A 17504-nucleotide genomic window follows, 5' to 3' on the forward strand; every position below is an offset into this window, starting at 1 on the left:
TTGTATAAGGCGTGTCGCCTTGATGTGATAAATAATAGACCGGTTCATCACCAACTAAAAGTAAAGGGATTTGCTGACTAAATTCAAATTTTTTGAATGTACATTATGCGCCCACCAACCGCTGTGGATGGGTATAGATCGTTGCCCTGCCAGGCTTGCAAAAACCCACCAGCGTCAGGTTGCAGCGTTCGGCAACTTCGACCGCTAACGTTGTAGCCGCCGAGACCGCAAACAGAATTTCCACGCCGCACATGGCCGACTTCTGCACCATCTCATAGCTCGCCCGGCTGGAGACCAGCGCCGCCCCCTGCTGCCAGCCAGCGCCTTCCCGGGCGCGATGGCCCAGCAGTTTATCCAGCGCCACGTGCCTGCCGACATCCTCGTGCCCGCCCATCAGCTCGCCATCGGCCGCAATCCACGCCGCAGCATGGGTACAGCCGGTAAGCTGGCCGACCGGCTGGACGCTGCTCAGCTGGCGAAGCGCCCGATCCAGATTCGCCAGATCGAACGTCTGGGTAAAAGGCAGCGGGGTAACCGGCTTGCCGATATCATTAAGCTGCTCCACGCCACATACGCCGCAGCCAGTACGGCCAGCCAGCGCCCGACGACGCTCTTTCAGTCCCATAAAGCGGCGGCTGGAGAGCTCAATCTGCACCTCCAGACCGTTACAGGAGGGCACCACGTCCATCCCGTAGATCTCCGCCGGGGCGTCGATGATGCCTTCCGAAAGAGAGAACCCAATGGCGAACTCGCTGAGGTCCTTCGGCGAGGCCATCATCACCACGTGTGAAATCCCGTTGTAGACCAGCGCGACGGGCACCTCTTCCGCCACGCTGTCCGGCTGAGGATGCTGTAAATCATCACGTTTCCACAGCGTCACCTGGCGGCACCCTGTGATATCGGTCGACTTTTTAGGAGTAGAGAGCATTTTATTGTTCACTTTTTGTTAACTGTATGGGAACAGGCCTGGTGACATTGTGGTATTCTGGCGGCAATTCCTCCAGGGCGAGGAGGACCATTCTATTCTGAACCTTTACGGCCATGCCCGCAAAGCGTAAAGACTCGAGATCACCATTCGAGACAATGTCGACATAAATAAAAAAGTAAGGAGCGACCCCATGCAGGTCAGCAGAAGGCAGTTCTTTAAGATCTGTGCTGGCGGTATGGCAGGTACAACGGCAGCCGCACTGGGCTTTGCACCCAGCGTCGCGCTGGCGGAAACACGGCAGTATAAGCTGCTGCGCACCCGCGAAACACGTAACACCTGTACGTACTGCTCCGTTGGCTGCGGGCTATTAATGTATAGCCTTGGCGACGGTGCAAAAAATGCCAAATCATCCATCTTCCATATTGAAGGGGATCCGGATCATCCGGTGAACCGCGGTGCGCTGTGTCCAAAAGGAGCCGGTCTGGTGGACTTTATCCACTCCGAAAGCCGCCTGAAGTATCCGGAATACCGCGCGCCAGGTTCTGATAAATGGCAGCGTATCAGTTGGGATGAGGCGTTCGATCGCATCGCCAAACTGATGAAAGAGGACCGCGACGCCAACTATATCGCGCAGAATGAGCAGGGCGTGACCGTTAACCGCTGGCTCTCTACCGGTATGCTGTGCGCCTCTGCGGCCAGCAATGAAACCGGCTATTTATCCCAGAAATTTACCCGCGCACTCGGCATGTTAGCCGTCGACAACCAGGCGCGTGTTTGACACGGACCAACGGTAGCAAGTCTTGCTCCAACATTTGGTCGCGGTGCGATGACCAACCACTGGGTCGACATGAAGAACGCCAACCTCATCGTCGTGATGGGTGGGAACGCGGCAGAAGCGCATCCGGTGGGTTTCCGCTGGGCGATGGAAGCCAAGATCCACAATGGCGCGAAGCTGATTGTCGTCGATCCGCGCTTTACGCGAACCGCCTCGGTCGCGGATTTCTATGCGCCTATTCGTTCTGGTACTGACATCGCCTTCCTGTCAGGCGTCATGCTGTACCTGCTGAATAACGAAAAATATAACCGTGAATATACCGAAGCCTATACCAACGCCAGCCTGATCGTGCGGGAAGATTTCGGCTTTGATGACGGTCTGTTTACCGGCTATGACCCGGATAAGCGCAAGTATGACAAAGCCAGCTGGAACTATGAGCTGGATGAAAACGGCTATGCGAAACGCGACATGACGTTGACGCATCCTCGCTGCGTATGGAACCTGCTGAAAAAGCATCTGGCTCGCTATACGCCTGAGGTTGTGGAAAACATCTGCGGTACGCCAAAAGCCGACTTCCTGAAGGTCTGCGAATATATCGCCGAAACCAGCGCCCACGATAAGACCGCGTCGTTCCTCTACGCGCTCGGCTGGACGCAGCACTCGGTTGGTGCGCAGAACATTCGTACCATGGCGATGATCCAGCTGCTGCTCGGCAACATGGGGATGGCAGGCGGCGGCGTTAACGCCCTGCGCGGCCACTCCAACATTCAGGGTCTGACCGACCTTGGCCTGCTGACCCAGAGTCTGCCGGGCTACATGACGCTGCCGAACGATAAGCAGAACGATCTGGAAACCTACTTCGCCGGCAATACCACCAAGCCGCTGCTGGAAGGCCAGGTTAACTACTGGAGCAACTACCCGAAATTCTTCGTGTCGATGATGAAAGCCTTCTACGGCGACAAAGCGACGGCGGAGAACAGCTGGGGCTTTGACTGGCTGCCGAAGTGGGATAAAGGCTACGACGTCCTGCAGTATTTCGACATGATGGCGAAAAACGAGGTGACGGGTTACATCTGCCAGGGCTTTAACCCGGTGGCATCGTTCCCGAACAAAAACAAGGTTGTCTCGTCGCTGTCGAAGCTGAAGTTCCTGGTCACTATCGATCCGCTCAGTACCGAGACCTCGACCTTCTGGCAGAACCACGGCGAGCAGAACGACGTTGATTCATCGAAAATCCAGACTGAAGTGTTCCGTCTGCCATCAACCTGCTTTGCGGAAGAGGACGGCTCTATCGTCAACTCCGGGCGCTGGTTGCAGTGGCACTGGAAAGGTCAGGACGCTCCGGGCGAAGCGCTGAACGACGGCGAGATCCTGGCGGGTATCTTCCTGCGCCTGCGTAAGATGTACGCGGCTGAGGGCGGTGCGAACCCGGAACAGGTTCTGAACATGTCCTGGAACTACACCACGCCAGAGAACCCTTCCCCACAGGAAGTGGCGATGGAGAGCAACGGCAAAGCGCTGGAAGATATCATCGACCCGGCGAGCGGCAAGGTGCTGGCGAAGAAGGGCGATCAGCTCTCCTCCTTTGCCCATCTGCGTGATGACGGTACCACCTCCAGCGGCTGCTGGATCTTTGCCGGTAGCTGGACGCCGGACGGTAACCAGATGGCGCGCCGTGACAACGCCGATCCGTCAGGGCTGGGGAATACCCTTGGCTGGGCATGGGCGTGGCCGCTGAACCGCCGCATCCTCTATAACCGCGCCTCGGCGGACCCGCAGGGTAAACCGTGGGATCCGAAACGCCAGCTGCTCTCCTATGCCAATGGTAAATGGGTAGGGGCAGATATTCCGGACTACAACACCGCGCCTCCGGGTAGCAACGTTGGGCCGTTTATCATGCTGCAAGAGGGCGTCGGACGTCTGTTCGCGATCGATAAGATGGCGGAAGGACCGTTCCCGGAGCACTACGAGCCGTTTGAGACGCCGCTGGGTACCAACCCGCTGCATCCGAATGTGATCTCTAACCCGGCCGCTCGCGTGTTCAAAGATGATATGGACGCGATGGGTAAAGCGGATAAGTTCCCGTACGTCGGGACCACTTACCGCCTGACCGAGCATTTCCACTACTGGACCAAGCACGCGCTGTTGAACTCGATTGCGCAGCCGGAGCAGTTTGTGGAGATCGGCGAGAAGCTGGCGGGCAAGCTGGGCATTGCCCAGGGCGATACGGTGAAGGTCTCCTCTAACCGCGGCTATATCAAGGCCAAAGCGGTGGTGACCAAACGTATTCGCACCCTGAACGTGCACGGCCAGGAAGTCGATACCATCGGGATACCTATCCACTGGGGTTATGAAGGCGTGGCGAAGAAGGGCTTTATTGCCAATACGCTGACGCCGGTTGTTGGTGATGCGAACACGCAGACGCCGGAGTTCAAGGCGTTCCTCGTGAACGTGGAAAAGGTGTAACGGAGACGACCTATGGCTTATCAATCGCAAGACATTATTCGTCGTTCCGCGACTAACAGCTTTACCCCCGCGCCTCAGGCGCGGGATCACCAGCTCGAAGTGGCGAAGCTCATCGACGTGACCACCTGCATCGGCTGTAAAGCCTGTCAGGTGGCCTGTTCCGAGTGGAACGACATCCGTGATGACGTGGGTCATAACGTCGGGGTATATGATAACCCGGCGGATCTGACGGCCAAATCCTGGACGGTGATGCGCTTCTCGGAAGTCGAGCAGAACGACAAACTGGAGTGGCTGATCCGTAAGGATGGCTGCATGCACTGTGCCGATCCTGGCTGTCTGAAGGCCTGCCCGTCTGAAGGGGCAATCATTCAGTACGCTAACGGCATCGTCGACTTCCAGTCTGAGCAGTGCATCGGCTGCGGCTACTGCATCGCTGGCTGTCCGTTCGACGTTCCGCGCCTGAACCCGGAAGATAACCGCGTCTACAAATGCACCCTGTGCGTGGATCGCGTGACCGTCGGCCAGGAGCCTGCCTGCGTGAAGACCTGCCCAACCGGCGCTATCCATTTTGGTTCCAAAGAGGATATGAAAACGCTGGCGGGCGAGCGCGTCAATGAGCTGAAAACCCGTGGTTACGATAATGCAGGCCTGTACGATCCGGCAGGCGTTGGCGGTACGCACGTGATGTACGTGCTGCACCATGCCGACAAGCCGAATCTCTATCATGGCCTGCCGGAAAACCCGGAGATCAGCGCCACTGTGAAGTTCTGGAAAGGTATCTGGAAACCGCTCGCCGCCGTTGGCTTTGCGGCGACCTTTGCCGCCAGCGTCTTCCACTACGTGGGCGTCGGGCCAAACCGCGCTGACGATGACGAAGACAATCTTCACGACAAAAAAGATGATGAGGTGCGCAAATGAGAAAACGTGACACCATCGTGCGCTATACCGCGCCGGAACGCATCAACCACTGGGTCACCGCCTTCTGCTTCGTGCTGGCGTCGGTGAGCGGGCTGGGGTTTTTCTTCCCCTCCTTTAACTGGTTGATGAATATTCTCGGCACGCCGCAGCTGGCGCGGATCCTCCACCCCTTCGTTGGGGTGGTGATGTTTGCCTCGTTTATCATCATGTTTTTCCGCTACTGGCACCACAACCTGATCAACCGGGACGATATCTTCTGGGCGAAAAACATCCAGAAAATCATCGTTAACGAAGAGGTTGGCGACACCGGGCGCTATAACTTTGGTCAGAAGTGCGTCTTCTGGGCAGCGATTATTCTGCTGGTGCTGCTGCTGGTCAGCGGAATTATCATGTGGCGTCCGTGGCTCGCGCCTTACTTCTCCATCCCAACAATCCGCCTGGCGATCATGCTGCATTCATTTGCCGCAGTTGGGCTAATTGTGGTTATTATGGTGCATATCTACGCCGCCCTCTGGGTAAAAGGCACGATTACCGCCATGGTAGAAGGATGGGTAACGAAAACCTGGGCGGAGAGACATCACCCGCGCTGGTATCGTGAAGTCCGGAGCAAATCGGAAAAAGAGGCTGAATGAGTATTCGCATAATCCCGCAAGATGCGTTGGAGAAAGGCGAGAAACGTGCGGCGGAAGCCATTCCGCCGTTGCTGTTTCCCCGGCTGAAAAATCTCTATAACCGTCGAGCAGAACGCCTGCGCACGCTGGCCGAGAGCAATCCGCTGGGTGACTATCTGCGCTTCGCCGCGCTGGTAGCCCATGCCCAGGAGGTGGTGCTGTACGATCATCCATTAACCATGGATTTGACCGCACGCATCAAAGAGGCTGCTGACCAGGGCAAGCCGCCGCTGGATATTCACGTCCTGCCACGCGACACCCACTGGCACAAGCTGCTGCACTCTCTGATTGCCGAGCTGAAACCAGAGATGAGCGGCCAGGCGCTGGCGGTGATTGAGAATCTGGAGAAGGCTTCGACTCAGGAGCTGGAAGAGATGGCGAGCGCCCTGTTCGCCAGCAACTTCGCGGCAGTGAGCAGCGATAAGTCGCCGTTCATCTGGGCGGCGCTGTCGCTCTACTGGGCGCAAATGGCCAGCCTGATCCCGGGTAAAGCCCGCGCCGAGTACGGTGAGCAGCGTCAGTTCTGTCCGGTCTGCGGCTCAATGCCGGTGTCCAGCATCGTGCAGATTGGTACCTCACAGGGGCTGCGCTATCTGCACTGCAACCTGTGTGAAACCGAGTGGCACGTGGTACGCGTGAAGTGCAGCAACTGCGAGCAAACCCGCGATCTGCATTACTGGTCGCTGGACAACGAGCAGGCTTCGGTCAAAGCAGAGAGCTGCGGCGACTGCGGTACCTACCTGAAGATTTTGTATCAGGAAAAAGATCCGAACGTCGAGCCGGTGGCAGACGATCTGGCCTCGCTGGTGCTGGACGCGCGCATGGAGCAGGAGGGCTTCGCCCGCAGCTCCATCAACCCGTTCCTGTTCCCGGGTGAAGGGGAGTAGTCCTCTTTAACAATGCCGGGCGGCGCGACGCTTGCCCGGCATTCTCAATAAAAACGCATGGGTTATTTTTGGGCGCACGGTTTTAATTTTTCTTATCGAGCCAGGACTTAATAGTGCTTAAATGCGCCATTACCGCATCATACTGCACATCAGTATCGATATTATTGTTGCCAAATATACAGAAATCTTTATCTGCAACAGAATGATGTAATAGCGCGTGCGCGTTTTTTTTATCCTCAGCGCTGGTATTGAAATTGCTAAGATATTGCAGGGCGGTGGTGACCTTACGCATCCCCTTTTGAGCGTTCACGGCATCGCGATCTGCACATGCCAGAATAGCATCCAGATGCCCGGTGAGGTGATTCATTGTTATATTCACCTGTTCGGGCGAGCTCATAAAGCCGATTATCTCCAGCGGTAATGCTGGCTTTGTTATACCCTGCGTTTCAGTGGCAGACGCTGCGGATTTTTCAGAACGTTCAGCAGCGTCGAGGGCGCGAAACATGTACTTACCCCCTCTCAACGCTGTCAGCTGATCGTTATATTTCTGCGCTTTTTTCAGTTCGTAACGAACCTCACTATTATTAACTTTCTCGAGTTTTTTTATCAGCTTACTCTGCATTCTTATATTCTTCGTATCGTCTTTTAACGCCAGCTCAACGTTGGCACTGGTGCTATTCAGTAAATACGCTTTCAAATAAGTCACTGTTTTCATAATCTTCCCCAAAATGGATAATATTGCGATCGCATTATAAAAACAGGTCGGGGCAGCAATACTCTAAAGTGATTTTTATATTTTGCCGATAAAATAGATCGTTTCCGGCGCATGACGCGCCGGGATTGCCGTTACTCCTCCTCGTTACCGCCCTCTTCGTACGAACCGAAGGGTTTCGCTGGCAGCACGATAAAGATGCCTTCAAAAATGGCGCCGGCGACGTCGTTGCCGAACAGCTCAACCTGCAGCTGCACGCGAGCTTTGCGGCCGCGGGCCAGACGGTCGAGATCGCCGCTGAGCGAACCCAGGTCGGCAATCGCGCTGGGTCTGCCGGTGACAGGGTGGCTGTAGCGAATATGGGCGTCAGCGAGAATAATCGTGCCGCCGAGGTGACGCTCGCGCAGCATCAGCCAGATCAGCCCCCAGCCGGTCAGCGTGGCGAGAGAGAAAAGACTCCCGGCAAATAGCGTATTGTGTGGATTCTGGTTACCCGTCTCCGGCATGGTCGTAATAAACTTCTGCCCGGTATACTGCTGAATGCGCACGCCCATCTTCTCGCTGAGCGGAATGTGCTGATACCAGGCCTGCTGTAGCTGTCCGCACCAGTCGCCGCGATGCAGAATATCGTCCAGCGAGGCGATGGGTTTCATCATGAGAAAATGGCGCAGCGGTGTGGTTTGCGGGGCGGTGATCTCACCTTCGTTGACAAACCCAAGCTTGGCAAAAAACTCAACGGCGTCCTCGCGGGCGCTACAGGTGACTCGCTTAACCCCCTCCTGGCGCGCCACCGACTCCAGGGTCATGGCCATCAGCGTGCCGAGCCCTTTATCCTGCACGTCAGGGTGCACGGCCATAAAGCGAATCGAGCCTTCGTTGTCGGCGTTGATATACAGCCGCCCAACGGCAACCAGCTGGCCCTCTTCATCCAGCACCATCTGATGATGCGCCATCGCATCCCAGGCATCGCGCTCGGAGCCGCGCGGCTGATGAAGGGGCTTACGCAGCATTTCCCAACGAAACGCGTAGTAGCGCTCTAACTCTGCTTCGGTTTGCGGTACGCGAAGATGATACATAGCAGCACTCTCTCTTGTGACCTGGGGCCAGGCTAACTGTTGGCTCATACTTGCAGCCAGAAGGTAACCGGACCGTCGTTGACTAGCGAAACCTGCATATCGGCAGCGAACCGCCCAGTTTGCGTAACGATCTCCTGCTGGCGGCAGCGCTCGACAAAGTAGTCATACAGCGCTTCGGCGCGATCCGGGGCTGCGCCCCGAGAGAAACCCGGACGCATGCCGCGCTCGGTATCCGCTGCCAGCGTAAACTGCGATACCACCAGCACGCTGCCACCGGCCTGCTGAACGTTGAGGTTCATCTTGCCGTCGGCATCGCTGAAGATACGGTAGCCTAATACGCGTTCGCAAAGACGGTTCGCTTTTTGCTCATCGTCCTCTTTTTCGACACCTAACAGCACCAAAAGTCCGGGGCCAATTTCACCCGTCACGTTACCTTCCACGGTCACGCTGGCACGGGAAACACGCTGAATTAATGCAATCATGGTTGGTCTAATGTCTCTTGCTCTGCGGCTAATTTGAGTTTGCGGTACTCCCCGAGAGTGACAGTTATTTCTGCACCAAGCAAGACGATACACCAGGTCCAGTAGACCCAGACAAAGAGAATGGGCACCACCGCCAGCACGCCGTAGATGAGCTGGTAGGAGGGAAACATGGTGATATAGAGCGCGAACGCCTTTTTCCCCAGCTCAAAGAGCAGCGCGGCCACCAGCGCGCCAACGACGGCATCGCGGTTGGGCACGCGGGTGGTCGGCACGATGCTGTAGAGCAGCCAGAACGAGAGCCACGACAGGATCAGCGGAAAGATACGCAGGACGTGATCGATCACGCTATTCAGATCGGTTGCCCAGCGCAGCGAGAGCAGATAGGAGCTAATCGCCAGGCTTGCCCCCGCCAGCAGCGGCCCCAGGGTCAGGATCATCCAGTAGACGGCAAAGGAGTAGACTTTGGGTCGCGCCCGCTTGCTACGCCAGATGGTATTCAGGGCGCTATCAATGGCATACATCAGCAGCAGCGCGGTGACAATCAGGCCGCACGCCCCTACCGCCGTCATTTTGCTGGAGTTAGCGACAAACTGTTCGATATAGCGCTGAATGATATCGCCGGTTGATGGCAGGAAATTGGCAAAAACAAAGTGTCGCAGCTGCATGCTGACGTCGTTAAACATCGGAAATGCGGCGAAAAGCGCAAAAATTACCGCCACCAGCGGTACCAGTGAAAGCAGCGAAACGTAGGCGAGATTACCCGCCAACGTCGTCATATTGTCTTCGTCGATGCGCTGCCAGAGCAGCCGGAGCCACGCCCACAGCGGGCGGGCATGGTGGCTGGCTTTATGATGAACGGTTTTTAGCATAGCTGTTTTGCAAAGTAGTTCGGTATCGTCTCTTTTCCGGTCACCAGAATTGAGGTAATACCTAACTGATTAGCTCCCTCTATATTATCGTCATTATCGTCAAAAAAGACCGCATCCTCGGCCGAGAAACCCTCTTCCTGCAACACCGCCTGGTAGATACGCGCCTCGGGCTTACGCATCCCCATCTCCTGGGAGAGGTAAATCTTATCCGCTGCGGCGCGCACTTCAGGATACTGCTCTGGCCAGAAGGTGGTGTGCAGGCGGTTGGTATTGGAGAGCACCACCACACGGTGCCCCTGCGCACGCAGCTTATGCATGATGTCGATCACCTCCGGACGCAGCCCGACAAACACCGCCTGCCAGCCGTGGGAGAACTGCTCATAACTCAGCGGTAGCGACATCTCCAGACACAGCGCCTCGGCAAAATCTTCATCCGACAGCTCGCCCCGCTCGTGGCGGTGAAACGCCTCGCCCATGGTAAAGCTCTGCTTCAGCGTCGCCAGTGGGATCCGGCTGAGATCGCTCCATGCGCCCAGCACGCGATTAAAGTCGATATCAACAATCACGTTACCTAAATCAAAGATATAGAGCATGTTTCTCTCCTTGCTTGCCGTGGAAAAATAACTGTAGCGGGAAAGATACGCTTTGGCTATGCGTTAGCGTCAGCCTGAAAGGGGGCAGGCTCCCTCAGGAAGAGAGCCTGCAGAGTAGATTTAAAGCGGGGCCTGGCTCGCCTGCTCGTCAGCCATGACGTCTACCGTCTCTACCTGGCTTGCTTTAAGCAGTTTTTGTAGCGCCGGGCCGGGAAGCTCATCGGTAAAGAGCGCCGTTACCTGCGAGACGTTGCCGATCTCAACGGCAGCAGAGGCGTGGTATTTCGTATGATCGGCAGCCAGCAGAATATGACGCGAATGCGCCATCATTGCCTTCACTACGCTGGCCTCGTTCACGTCAAACTCCATCATTGCGCCGTCGGTTTCGACCGCGCCCACGCTGGTGACCAGATAGTCAGCCCGGAAGCCGGAGACGAATGCCGTGGCAGCAGGCCCGATAATACCGCCATTGTGGGAGCGCAGCGTACCGCCAGGTACCATCACCTCAAGGCGGGGATTTTTATACAGAATATGCGCCACGCGCAGGCTATTGGTGATAATACGCAGATGATTATGGTTGAGTAACGCACGTGCAACATGCTCGACGGTAGTGCCGATGGTAATAAATATCGTCGATCCATCAGGGATATAGTCGGCAATGGCCTCACCAATGGCACGCTTCTCCTCCGTCAGCGACACTTCCCGCTGCTCAAACGCGGTATTCACCACGCTGGAAGCGCGCCCCGCTCCGCCGTGATGGCGGGTGATCAGCCCCTGCTCGCTAAGCTTGCGGATGTCGCGGCGCACGGTTTGCGTAGAGACCGCTAACAGCTGTGCCAGCTCGTCAATATTCATGTAGCCACGATCGGCGATCAGCGTCAGCAGGCGATCGTGCCGCGGGTTGCCGGTCAATTCGGTAAGGCTCATGGATTGTCCTCGAAAAACCATCACGTTTCGCATTCTATACAAAAAGGGACAAAAAAGAGCGGGTTTGATCACAGTCAGGGATCCCTGCACGTCCGCCGGGTCGGGTGCATTTTAACGCGGCAACGGCACTGGCAAAACGTACCGCCTCGGCAGAGGCGTCATGCTGCGCCAGGCTTACCGCCAGCGCGCCGTGAAAAACATCTCCCGCCCCGGTGGTATCCACGACCTCTACCTTAAAACCTGGCTGATGGCATACGCGGTCACCTTCCAGCCAGACGCACCCTTCTGCGCCCTGAGTAACATAAACGCGACCCTGGGTGAGCATTTGTGCGCGTTTAAGAGCGGCAACGGTCTCCCTCTCTTGGGTCAGGCGTTGCAGGCCGGGCGCAGAGAAGGCGACATGATCGCTTAAGGCCACCAGGTCAGCGATATTTTGCGGGGTCACATCCGCGTCCAGCAGCGTAGTCACCCCCTGCTGCCGGGCCAGCGTAAACGCGCGCTTAGCCCCCTCGTGCCAGCGCACGTCCGCGAGTACCGTGTCCCAGCGGGAGAAGTCGATAGCGTCAAGCCAGTCCGCCGACTCTGGCAGATCGGGGCTGGGGTAGTTAGCAATGATCCGCTCCCCCTTTCCGTCAACCAGCACCGCCGACTGGGATGAGCGTGCGCCCGGTACAACCCGGGTATAGCGCGTGTTTACCCCCAGGGCGTCCAGCTCCGACAGCAGTCTCCTTCCCGTATCGTCGTCCCCCACGCGGCCAATAAAATCCACCTCCGCGCCCAGCTTTGCCGCCGCCACCGCTGCCGTTGCGGCTGGCCCGCCGCCCACTTCCGTATAGTCATGCGCCACATACTTTCCCCCTTCGACAGGTAAATCAGCGAGATACCAGATGCGATCCAGTACGGTAATACCGATACAGGCTATTCGAGCCATAGTGAGTTTCTCCTGTTTTCTGATAGTGACATTTTAATTTGACCAAATGTTTAAAAAGTGACCCATGTCTATTTTTTGACTTTAGATTACAAATACGATCAAAAACAGACAACACAAACGCGCAGAAATTGACACGATGTGACAGGAGAGAGGCATGTCAGCAATCGCATTTATCGGTTTAGGGCAGATGGGCGCGCCAATGGCGAAGAATCTGTTGCAACAAGGTCACCAGCTTCAGGTCTTTGATGTGAACCCGCACGCGGTTCAGGCGCTGGTGGAGAGCGGCGCGCAGGCGGCGGGAACGCCAGCGCAGGCAGCAACGGATGCCGAATTTGTGATCACCATGCTGCCAAACGGCGACCTGGTGCGCAGCGTACTGTTCGGCGAGCACGGCGTTTGCGAAGGATTATCCCGTGAAGCGCTGGTGATTGATATGTCTACCATTCATCCACTGCAAACCGACGCGCTGATCCGCGACATGGCTGAGCGAGGCTTCAGCATGATGGACGTCCCCGTCGGACGTACGTCTGACCATGCTATTGCTGGAACGCTGCTCCTGTTGGCAGGCGGCACGGCGCAGCAGGTTGAACGTGCGACCCCCGTATTAATGGCGATGGGCAACGAGCTCATTAACGCTGGCGGGCCAGGCATGGGCATCCGCGTGAAGCTTATCAACAACTACATGAGCATCGCTCTGAACGCGCTCTCCGCTGAAGCCGCCGTGCTGTGCGAGGTGCTGGGACTCTGCTTCGATGTCGCGCTGAAGGTGATGAGCGGGACGCCTGCCGGAAAAGGGCACTTCACCACGTCGTGGCCGAACAAGGTGCTGAAGGGGGATCTTTCACCCGCCTTTATGATCGATCTGGCGCATAAAGATCTGGGCATTGCCCTGGATGTCGCCAACCAGCTGCACGTTCCAATGCCGCTGGGCGCGGCTTCCCGCGAAGTTTACAACCAGGCGCGCGCCGCCGGGCGCGGGCGCGAAGACTGGACGGCCATTCTTGAACAGGTTCGCGCATCTGCCGGGCTGAAAAAATCACACTGATACGAAAGGACTGAGGAATGACGACGTACACCCTGAAAGATATCACCCGACCCTCCGGCGGTTTTGCGATGCTGGCCGTGGATCAGCGCGAAGCGATGCGCCTGATGTTTGCCGCAGCGGGTGCCCCGGTGCCGGTTAGCGACCAGCATCTGACCGATTTTAAGGTCAACGCGGCGAAGATTCTGTCGCCGTACGCTTCAGCGATCCTCGTCGACCAGCAGTTTTGCTATCGCCAGGTCGTTGAGCAGCACGCGATAGCCAAAAACTGCGCGATGATTGTCGCAGCCGACGAGTTTATTCCAGGCAACGGTATTCCGGTCGACAGCGTGGTGATTGATAAAAATATCGACGCGCAGGCGGTGAAGCGCGACGGCGGCAAGGCGCTGAAGCTGCTGGTGCTCTGGCGCAGCGATGAGGATCCGCAGCAGCGTCTGGAGATGGTGAAGGCGTTCAACACGCTGTGCCACAACCACGGGCTGCTGAGCATTATTGAGCCGGTGGTGCGTCCTCCGCGTCGGGGTGACACCTTCGACCGCGAGCAGGCCATTATCGAGGCGGCGAAAGAGCTGGGTGACAGCGGGGCCGACCTCTACAAGGTGGAGATGCCGCTGTTTGGCAGAGGCTCGCAGCAGGCGCTGCTGGCCGCCTCGCAGAGGCTGAACGAGAACATCGCTATGCCGTGGGTGATCCTCTCCTCCGGCGTGGACGACAAACTCTTCCCCCGTGCGGTACAGGTTGCTATGCAGGCGGGCGCATCCGGTTTCCTTGCTGGCCGAGCCGTCTGGTCGTCAGTGGTGGGCCTGCCGGACACCGAAATGATGCTTCGCGATATTTCTGTACCGAAACTGCAGCGTTTAGGTGAGATCGTCGACGAAATGATGGCTCGCCGTTAAGAAAGGACCTGAACATGAAATGGTTTAACACCCTGAGCCACAACCGCTGGCTTGAACAAGAGACCGACCGCATTCTCGATTTCGGTAAAAACGCCGCCGTGCCGACCGGCTTCGGCTGGCTCGGCAATAACGGCCAGGTACGCAGCGACATGGGCACCCATCTCTGGATCACCGCCCGTATGCTGCACGTGTATGCGGTGGCGGCGAACATGGGCCGCCCCGGCGCGTATGCGCTGGTTGAGCACGGCATTAATGCCCTCAATGGCCCGCTGCGCGACAAGCAGCACGGCGGCTGGTACGCCTGCGTAAACGATGAAGGCGTGATTGATGCCTCCAAGCAGGGCTACCAGCACTTCTTCGTGCTGCTGGGCGCTGCCAGCGCGGTGACCACCGGCCATCCGCAGGCGCGTCCTCTCCTCGACGAGGCGATTGCGGTGATCGAGCGCTACTTCTGGAGCGAAGAGGAGCAGATGTGCCTCGAGTCGTGGGACGAAGCGTTCAGCAAAACAGAGGATTACCGCGGGGGCAATGCCAATATGCACGCCGTGGAAGCGTTCCTCATCGTCTATGACGTCACCCACGACCGTAAATGGCTCGACCGTGCCCTGCGCATCGCCTCGGTCATTATTCACGACGTGGCCCGCAAAGGGGAGTATCGCGTTAACGAGCATTTCGACACTCACTGGAACCCGATCCGCGACTACAACATCGATAACCCCGCCCACCGCTTCCGCGCCTACGGCGGCACTCCGGGCCACTGGATTGAGTGGGGCCGCCTGATGCTGCACCTGCGCGCCGCGCTGGAAGCCCGCTTTGAAACCCCGCCTGACTGGCTGCTGGAGGATGCAAAAGGCCTTTTCCACGCCACTATCCGCGACGCCTGGGCACCCGACGGGGCAGATGGTTTTGTCTACTCGGTGGGCTGGGACGGCAAGCCTATCGTGCGCGAGCGCGTACGCTGGCCAATTGTCGAGGCGATGGGCACGGCCTATGCCCTCTACACCGTGACCGGCGAGGCGCAGTACGAAGCCTGGTATCAGAAATGGTGGGATTACTGCATCACGTACCTGATGGACTACGAAAACGGTTCATGGTGGCAGGAGCTGGATACCAATAACAAAGTGACCACCAAAGTCTGGGACGGCAAGCAGGATATCTATCACCTGCTGCACTGCCTGGTGATCCCCCGCCTGCCGCTGGCACCGGGACTCGCCCCGGCTGTTGCCGCCGGTTTACTGGATAGCCAGGCCAAATAAGAAAGACGGAGTTTTTATGCGTACCCTACACAATATAGATCTGAAAAATAGTGAAAATGGTTTCACCCTACGTTGGCAAAACCGCCTGATTTTGTCCCACTCCGCCGATGCGCCCTGCCTGTGGATCGGTGCGGGTGAGGCGGATATCGAAATGTTTCGCGGCAACTTCAGCATCAAAGACCGCCTGAACGAGAAGATCGCGCTGACCGAGGCTACGGTTACGCAGCAAGACGCGGGCTGGGCGATCCGCTTCACCCGCGGCGACGCGGTGAGCGCCACGCTGCGGGTGGGCGTGGATGCGGAGGGTCGACTGGAGTTCAAGCTGAAAAACGACGCCACCAGCCATAACCGCATCTGGCTGCGGCTGGCAGCGCAGCCAGAGGATCATATCTACGGCTGCGGCGAGCAGTTCTCGTATTTCGACCTGCGAGGCAAACCGTTCCCGCTGTGGACCAGCGAGCAGGGTGTAGGCCGTAATAAGCAGACCTATGTGACCTGGCAGGCCGACTGCAAAGAGAACGCGGGCGGGGACTACTACTGGACCTTCTTCCCACAGCCAACCTTCGTCAGCACCCAGAAGTACTACTGCCACGTGGATAACAGCTGTTATATGAATTTCGACTTCAGCGCCCCGGATTTCCACGAGCTGGCCTTCTGGGAAGATAACGCCACGCTGCGCTTCGAATGTGCAGAAACCTACGTCGATCTGCTGGAAAAACTGACCGCGCTGCTGGGCCGCCAGCCAGAGCTGCCGGGCTGGGTGTACGACGGCGTGACGCTGGGTATTCAGGGCGGCACCGAGGTGTGTCAGCAGAAGCTGGATAAGCTGCGTAACGGCGGCGTGAAGGTGAACGGCATCTGGGCGCAGGACTGGTCCGGCATTCGCATGACCTCCTTCGGCAAACGCGTGATGTGGAACTGGAAGTGGAACAGTGAGCTATACCCGCAGCTGGATAAGCGCATTGCGCAGTGGAAACAGGAAGGTGTGCAGTTCCTCTCCTATATCAACCCGTATGTCGCCAGCGATCGCGATCTATGCGAAGAGGCGGCGGCGCGTGGCTATCTGACCAAAAATGCCAGCGGCGAGGATTATCACGTCGAGTTCGGTGAGTTCTACGCGGGCGTTATCGACCTGACTAACCCTGAAGCCTACGACTGGTACAAAGAGGTCATTAAAAAGAACCTGATCGAACTGGGCTGCGGCGGCTGGATGGCCGATTTCGGTGAGTATCTGCCGACCGACACCTTCCTGCACAACGGCGTCAGCGCGGAGATCATGCATAACGCCTGGCCCGCGCTGTGGGCGAAATGTAACTACGAGGCGCTGGAGGAGACCGGTAAGCTCGGGGAGATCCTGTTCTTCATGCGTGCCGGCTATACCGGCAGCCAGAAACACTCCGTGATGATGTGGGCGGGCGATCAAAACGTCGACTGGAGCCTGGATGATGGGCTGGCCTCCGTGGTCCCTGCGGCGCTCTCTCTGGCGATGACCGGACATGGCCTGCACCACAGCGATATCGGTGGCTATACCACCCTGTTCGAGATGAAACGCAGTAAAGAGCTGCTGCTGCGCTGGTGTGATTTCAGCGCCTTCACGCCGATGATGCGCACCCATGAAGGAAACCGCCCTGGCGATAACTGGCAGTTTGACGGTGATGCCGAAACCATTGCGCATTTTGCACGTATGACTACCGTCTTCACCACCCTGAAGCCCTATATCAAAGATGCCGTGGCGCAGAACGCACAGCGTGGCCTGCCGGTGATGCGTCCGCTGTTCCTGCACTACGAGGACGACGCGCGCGCCTACACGCTGAAGTATCAGTATCTGTTTGGCCGCGATCTGCTGGTGGCGCCTGTTTATGAAGAGGGACGCAGCGAGTGGACGCTCTATTTGCCAGAGGACAGCTGGGTCAATGCGTGGACGGGGGAAATTTACCGTGGCGGTGACGTGACCGTTGATGCCCCGCTCGGCAAGCCGCCGGTCTTCTATCGCCAGCAAAGCGAATGGGCAGATCTGTTTAGCACTCTGCGTCATATCTGATCAGGCTCGCCCGCAGGGCAACCTGCGGGCAGAT

The 17504-nt window shown here is 57.5% G+C and carries 16 protein-coding genes; 8 read left to right on the forward strand and 8 right to left on the reverse strand.

The features are described 5' to 3' along the window. Positions 1-103: 103 nt before the first annotated feature. Entirely contained in the window at positions 104-928 is an 825-nt protein-coding gene (gene fdhD, locus WFN61_RS19215; protein WP_144818881.1) for a formate dehydrogenase accessory sulfurtransferase FdhD, read from the reverse strand. 190 nt (positions 929-1118) lie between these two features. Between fdhD and fdnG the strand changes: the two genes are divergently transcribed. From fdnG to fdhE, 4 genes are read left to right on the forward strand one after another with little or no spacing between them, the layout of a single operon-like run. Beyond that, complete coding sequence (gene fdnG, locus WFN61_RS19220) at positions 1119-4169, forward strand: formate dehydrogenase-N subunit alpha (protein ID WP_144818883.1); 3051 nt, start codon at positions 1119-1121, stop codon at positions 4167-4169. 12 nt (positions 4170-4181) lie between these two features. Beyond that, the gene (fdxH, locus tag WFN61_RS19225) at positions 4182-5087 is read left to right on the forward strand and encodes a formate dehydrogenase subunit beta (protein WP_144818885.1); all 906 of its coding nucleotides are present in this window, start codon (positions 4182-4184) and stop codon (positions 5085-5087) included. Next, on the forward strand, positions 5084-5719 hold the full coding sequence (gene fdoI / locus WFN61_RS19230) for a formate dehydrogenase cytochrome b556 subunit (RefSeq protein ID WP_042394479.1): 636 nt from the start codon (positions 5084-5086) through the stop codon (positions 5717-5719). The genes fdxH and fdoI overlap by 4 nt, the downstream gene beginning before the upstream one ends. Then, positions 5716-6645 (forward strand): formate dehydrogenase accessory protein FdhE, encoded by a 930-nt coding sequence (fdhE, locus tag WFN61_RS19235; protein ID WP_144818887.1) that lies wholly within the window; start codon positions 5716-5718, stop codon positions 6643-6645. Before fdoI ends, fdhE begins: the two co-directional genes overlap by 4 nt. Positions 6646-6727: 82 nt before the next feature. Here the strand turns inward: fdhE and WFN61_RS19240 are convergent, their stop codons facing one another. The 7 genes from WFN61_RS19240 to WFN61_RS19270 form a co-directional block, all read right to left on the reverse strand. After that, the gene (locus tag WFN61_RS19240) at positions 6728-7360 is read right to left on the reverse strand and encodes a hypothetical protein (protein WP_337039103.1); all 633 of its coding nucleotides are present in this window, start codon (positions 7358-7360) and stop codon (positions 6728-6730) included. Between the two features lie 131 nt (positions 7361-7491). Then, positions 7492-8433, reverse strand: a complete 942-nt coding sequence (gene fabY, locus WFN61_RS19245) for a fatty acid biosynthesis protein FabY (RefSeq protein WP_186370588.1) — start codon at positions 8431-8433, stop codon at positions 7492-7494. A 44-nt stretch (positions 8434-8477) separates the two neighbouring features. Beyond that, positions 8478-8915 carry a D-aminoacyl-tRNA deacylase gene (gene dtd / locus WFN61_RS19250; protein ID WP_337039104.1) on the reverse strand — a complete coding sequence of 146 codons (438 nt, stop codon included), beginning with the start codon at positions 8913-8915 and terminating at the stop codon, positions 8478-8480. After that, on the reverse strand, positions 8912-9784 hold the full coding sequence (locus WFN61_RS19255; RefSeq protein ID WP_144818895.1) for a virulence factor BrkB family protein: 873 nt from the start codon (positions 9782-9784) through the stop codon (positions 8912-8914). Before WFN61_RS19255 ends, dtd begins: the two co-directional genes overlap by 4 nt. Then, the gene (gene yihX, locus WFN61_RS19260; protein WP_144818897.1) at positions 9778-10377 is read right to left on the reverse strand and encodes a glucose-1-phosphatase; all 600 of its coding nucleotides are present in this window, start codon (positions 10375-10377) and stop codon (positions 9778-9780) included. Before yihX ends, WFN61_RS19255 begins: the two co-directional genes overlap by 7 nt. A 120-nt stretch (positions 10378-10497) precedes the next feature. Beyond that, positions 10498-11304 carry a DeoR/GlpR family DNA-binding transcription regulator gene (locus WFN61_RS19265; protein ID WP_144818899.1) on the reverse strand — a complete coding sequence of 269 codons (807 nt, stop codon included), beginning with the start codon at positions 11302-11304 and terminating at the stop codon, positions 10498-10500. A gap of 34 nt (positions 11305-11338) precedes the next feature. Next, complete coding sequence (locus WFN61_RS19270; protein ID WP_312777706.1) at positions 11339-12235, reverse strand: sugar kinase; 897 nt, start codon at positions 12233-12235, stop codon at positions 11339-11341. Between the two features lie 154 nt (positions 12236-12389). Between WFN61_RS19270 and yihU the strand changes: the two genes are divergently transcribed. The 4 genes from yihU to WFN61_RS19290 are packed head-to-tail and all read left to right on the forward strand — an operon-like array spanning position 12390 to position 17470. Further along, positions 12390-13280, forward strand: coding sequence for a sulfolactaldehyde 3-reductase (yihU, locus tag WFN61_RS19275; protein ID WP_337039105.1), 891 nt, complete (start codon positions 12390-12392; stop codon positions 13278-13280). A 17-nt stretch (positions 13281-13297) separates the two neighbouring features. Next, a complete protein-coding gene (gene yihT, locus WFN61_RS19280) occupies positions 13298-14173 on the forward strand; it encodes a sulfofructosephosphate aldolase (RefSeq protein ID WP_312283119.1) in 876 nt (291 codons plus the stop codon). A 14-nt stretch (positions 14174-14187) separates the two neighbouring features. Beyond that, a complete protein-coding gene (gene yihS / locus WFN61_RS19285) occupies positions 14188-15429 on the forward strand; it encodes a sulfoquinovose isomerase (RefSeq protein WP_312235411.1) in 1242 nt (413 codons plus the stop codon). Between the two features lie 16 nt (positions 15430-15445). Continuing rightward, a complete protein-coding gene (locus WFN61_RS19290) occupies positions 15446-17470 on the forward strand; it encodes an alpha-glucosidase (RefSeq protein WP_337039106.1) in 2025 nt (674 codons plus the stop codon). Positions 17471-17504: the final 34 nt, after the last annotated feature.

The organism is Pseudescherichia sp. AS216, assembly GCF_037152055.1.
Lineage (GTDB): Bacteria > Pseudomonadota > Gammaproteobacteria > Enterobacterales > Enterobacteriaceae > Pseudescherichia.

Bases quoted from the DNA above. Each gene is read 5' to 3' on its own strand.
- fdhD (WP_144818881.1), bottom strand. From the start codon at position 928: ATGCTCTCTACTCCTAAAAAGTCGACCGATATCACAGGGTGCCGCCAG.
- fdxH (WP_144818885.1), top strand. From the start codon at position 4,182: ATGGCTTATCAATCGCAAGACATTATTCGTCGTTCCGCGACTAACAGC.
- fdoI (WP_042394479.1), top strand. From the start codon at position 5,084: ATGAGAAAACGTGACACCATCGTGCGCTATACCGCGCCGGAACGCATC.
- fdhE (WP_144818887.1), top strand. From the start codon at position 5,716: ATGAGTATTCGCATAATCCCGCAAGATGCGTTGGAGAAAGGCGAGAAA.
- WFN61_RS19240 (WP_337039103.1), bottom strand. From the start codon at position 7,360: ATGAAAACAGTGACTTATTTGAAAGCGTATTTACTGAATAGCACCAGT.
- fabY (WP_186370588.1), bottom strand. From the start codon at position 8,433: ATGTATCATCTTCGCGTACCGCAAACCGAAGCAGAGTTAGAGCGCTAC.
- dtd (WP_337039104.1), bottom strand. From the start codon at position 8,915: ATGATTGCATTAATTCAGCGTGTTTCCCGTGCCAGCGTGACCGTGGAA.
- WFN61_RS19255 (WP_144818895.1), bottom strand. From the start codon at position 9,784: ATGCTAAAAACCGTTCATCATAAAGCCAGCCACCATGCCCGCCCGCTG.
- yihX (WP_144818897.1), bottom strand. From the start codon at position 10,377: ATGCTCTATATCTTTGATTTAGGTAACGTGATTGTTGATATCGACTTT.
- WFN61_RS19265 (WP_144818899.1), bottom strand. From the start codon at position 11,304: ATGAGCCTTACCGAATTGACCGGCAACCCGCGGCACGATCGCCTGCTG.
- WFN61_RS19270 (WP_312777706.1), bottom strand. From the start codon at position 12,235: ATGGCTCGAATAGCCTGTATCGGTATTACCGTACTGGATCGCATCTGG.
- yihU (WP_337039105.1), top strand. From the start codon at position 12,390: ATGTCAGCAATCGCATTTATCGGTTTAGGGCAGATGGGCGCGCCAATG.
- yihT (WP_312283119.1), top strand. From the start codon at position 13,298: ATGACGACGTACACCCTGAAAGATATCACCCGACCCTCCGGCGGTTTT.
- yihS (WP_312235411.1), top strand. From the start codon at position 14,188: ATGAAATGGTTTAACACCCTGAGCCACAACCGCTGGCTTGAACAAGAG.
- WFN61_RS19290 (WP_337039106.1), top strand. From the start codon at position 15,446: ATGCGTACCCTACACAATATAGATCTGAAAAATAGTGAAAATGGTTTC.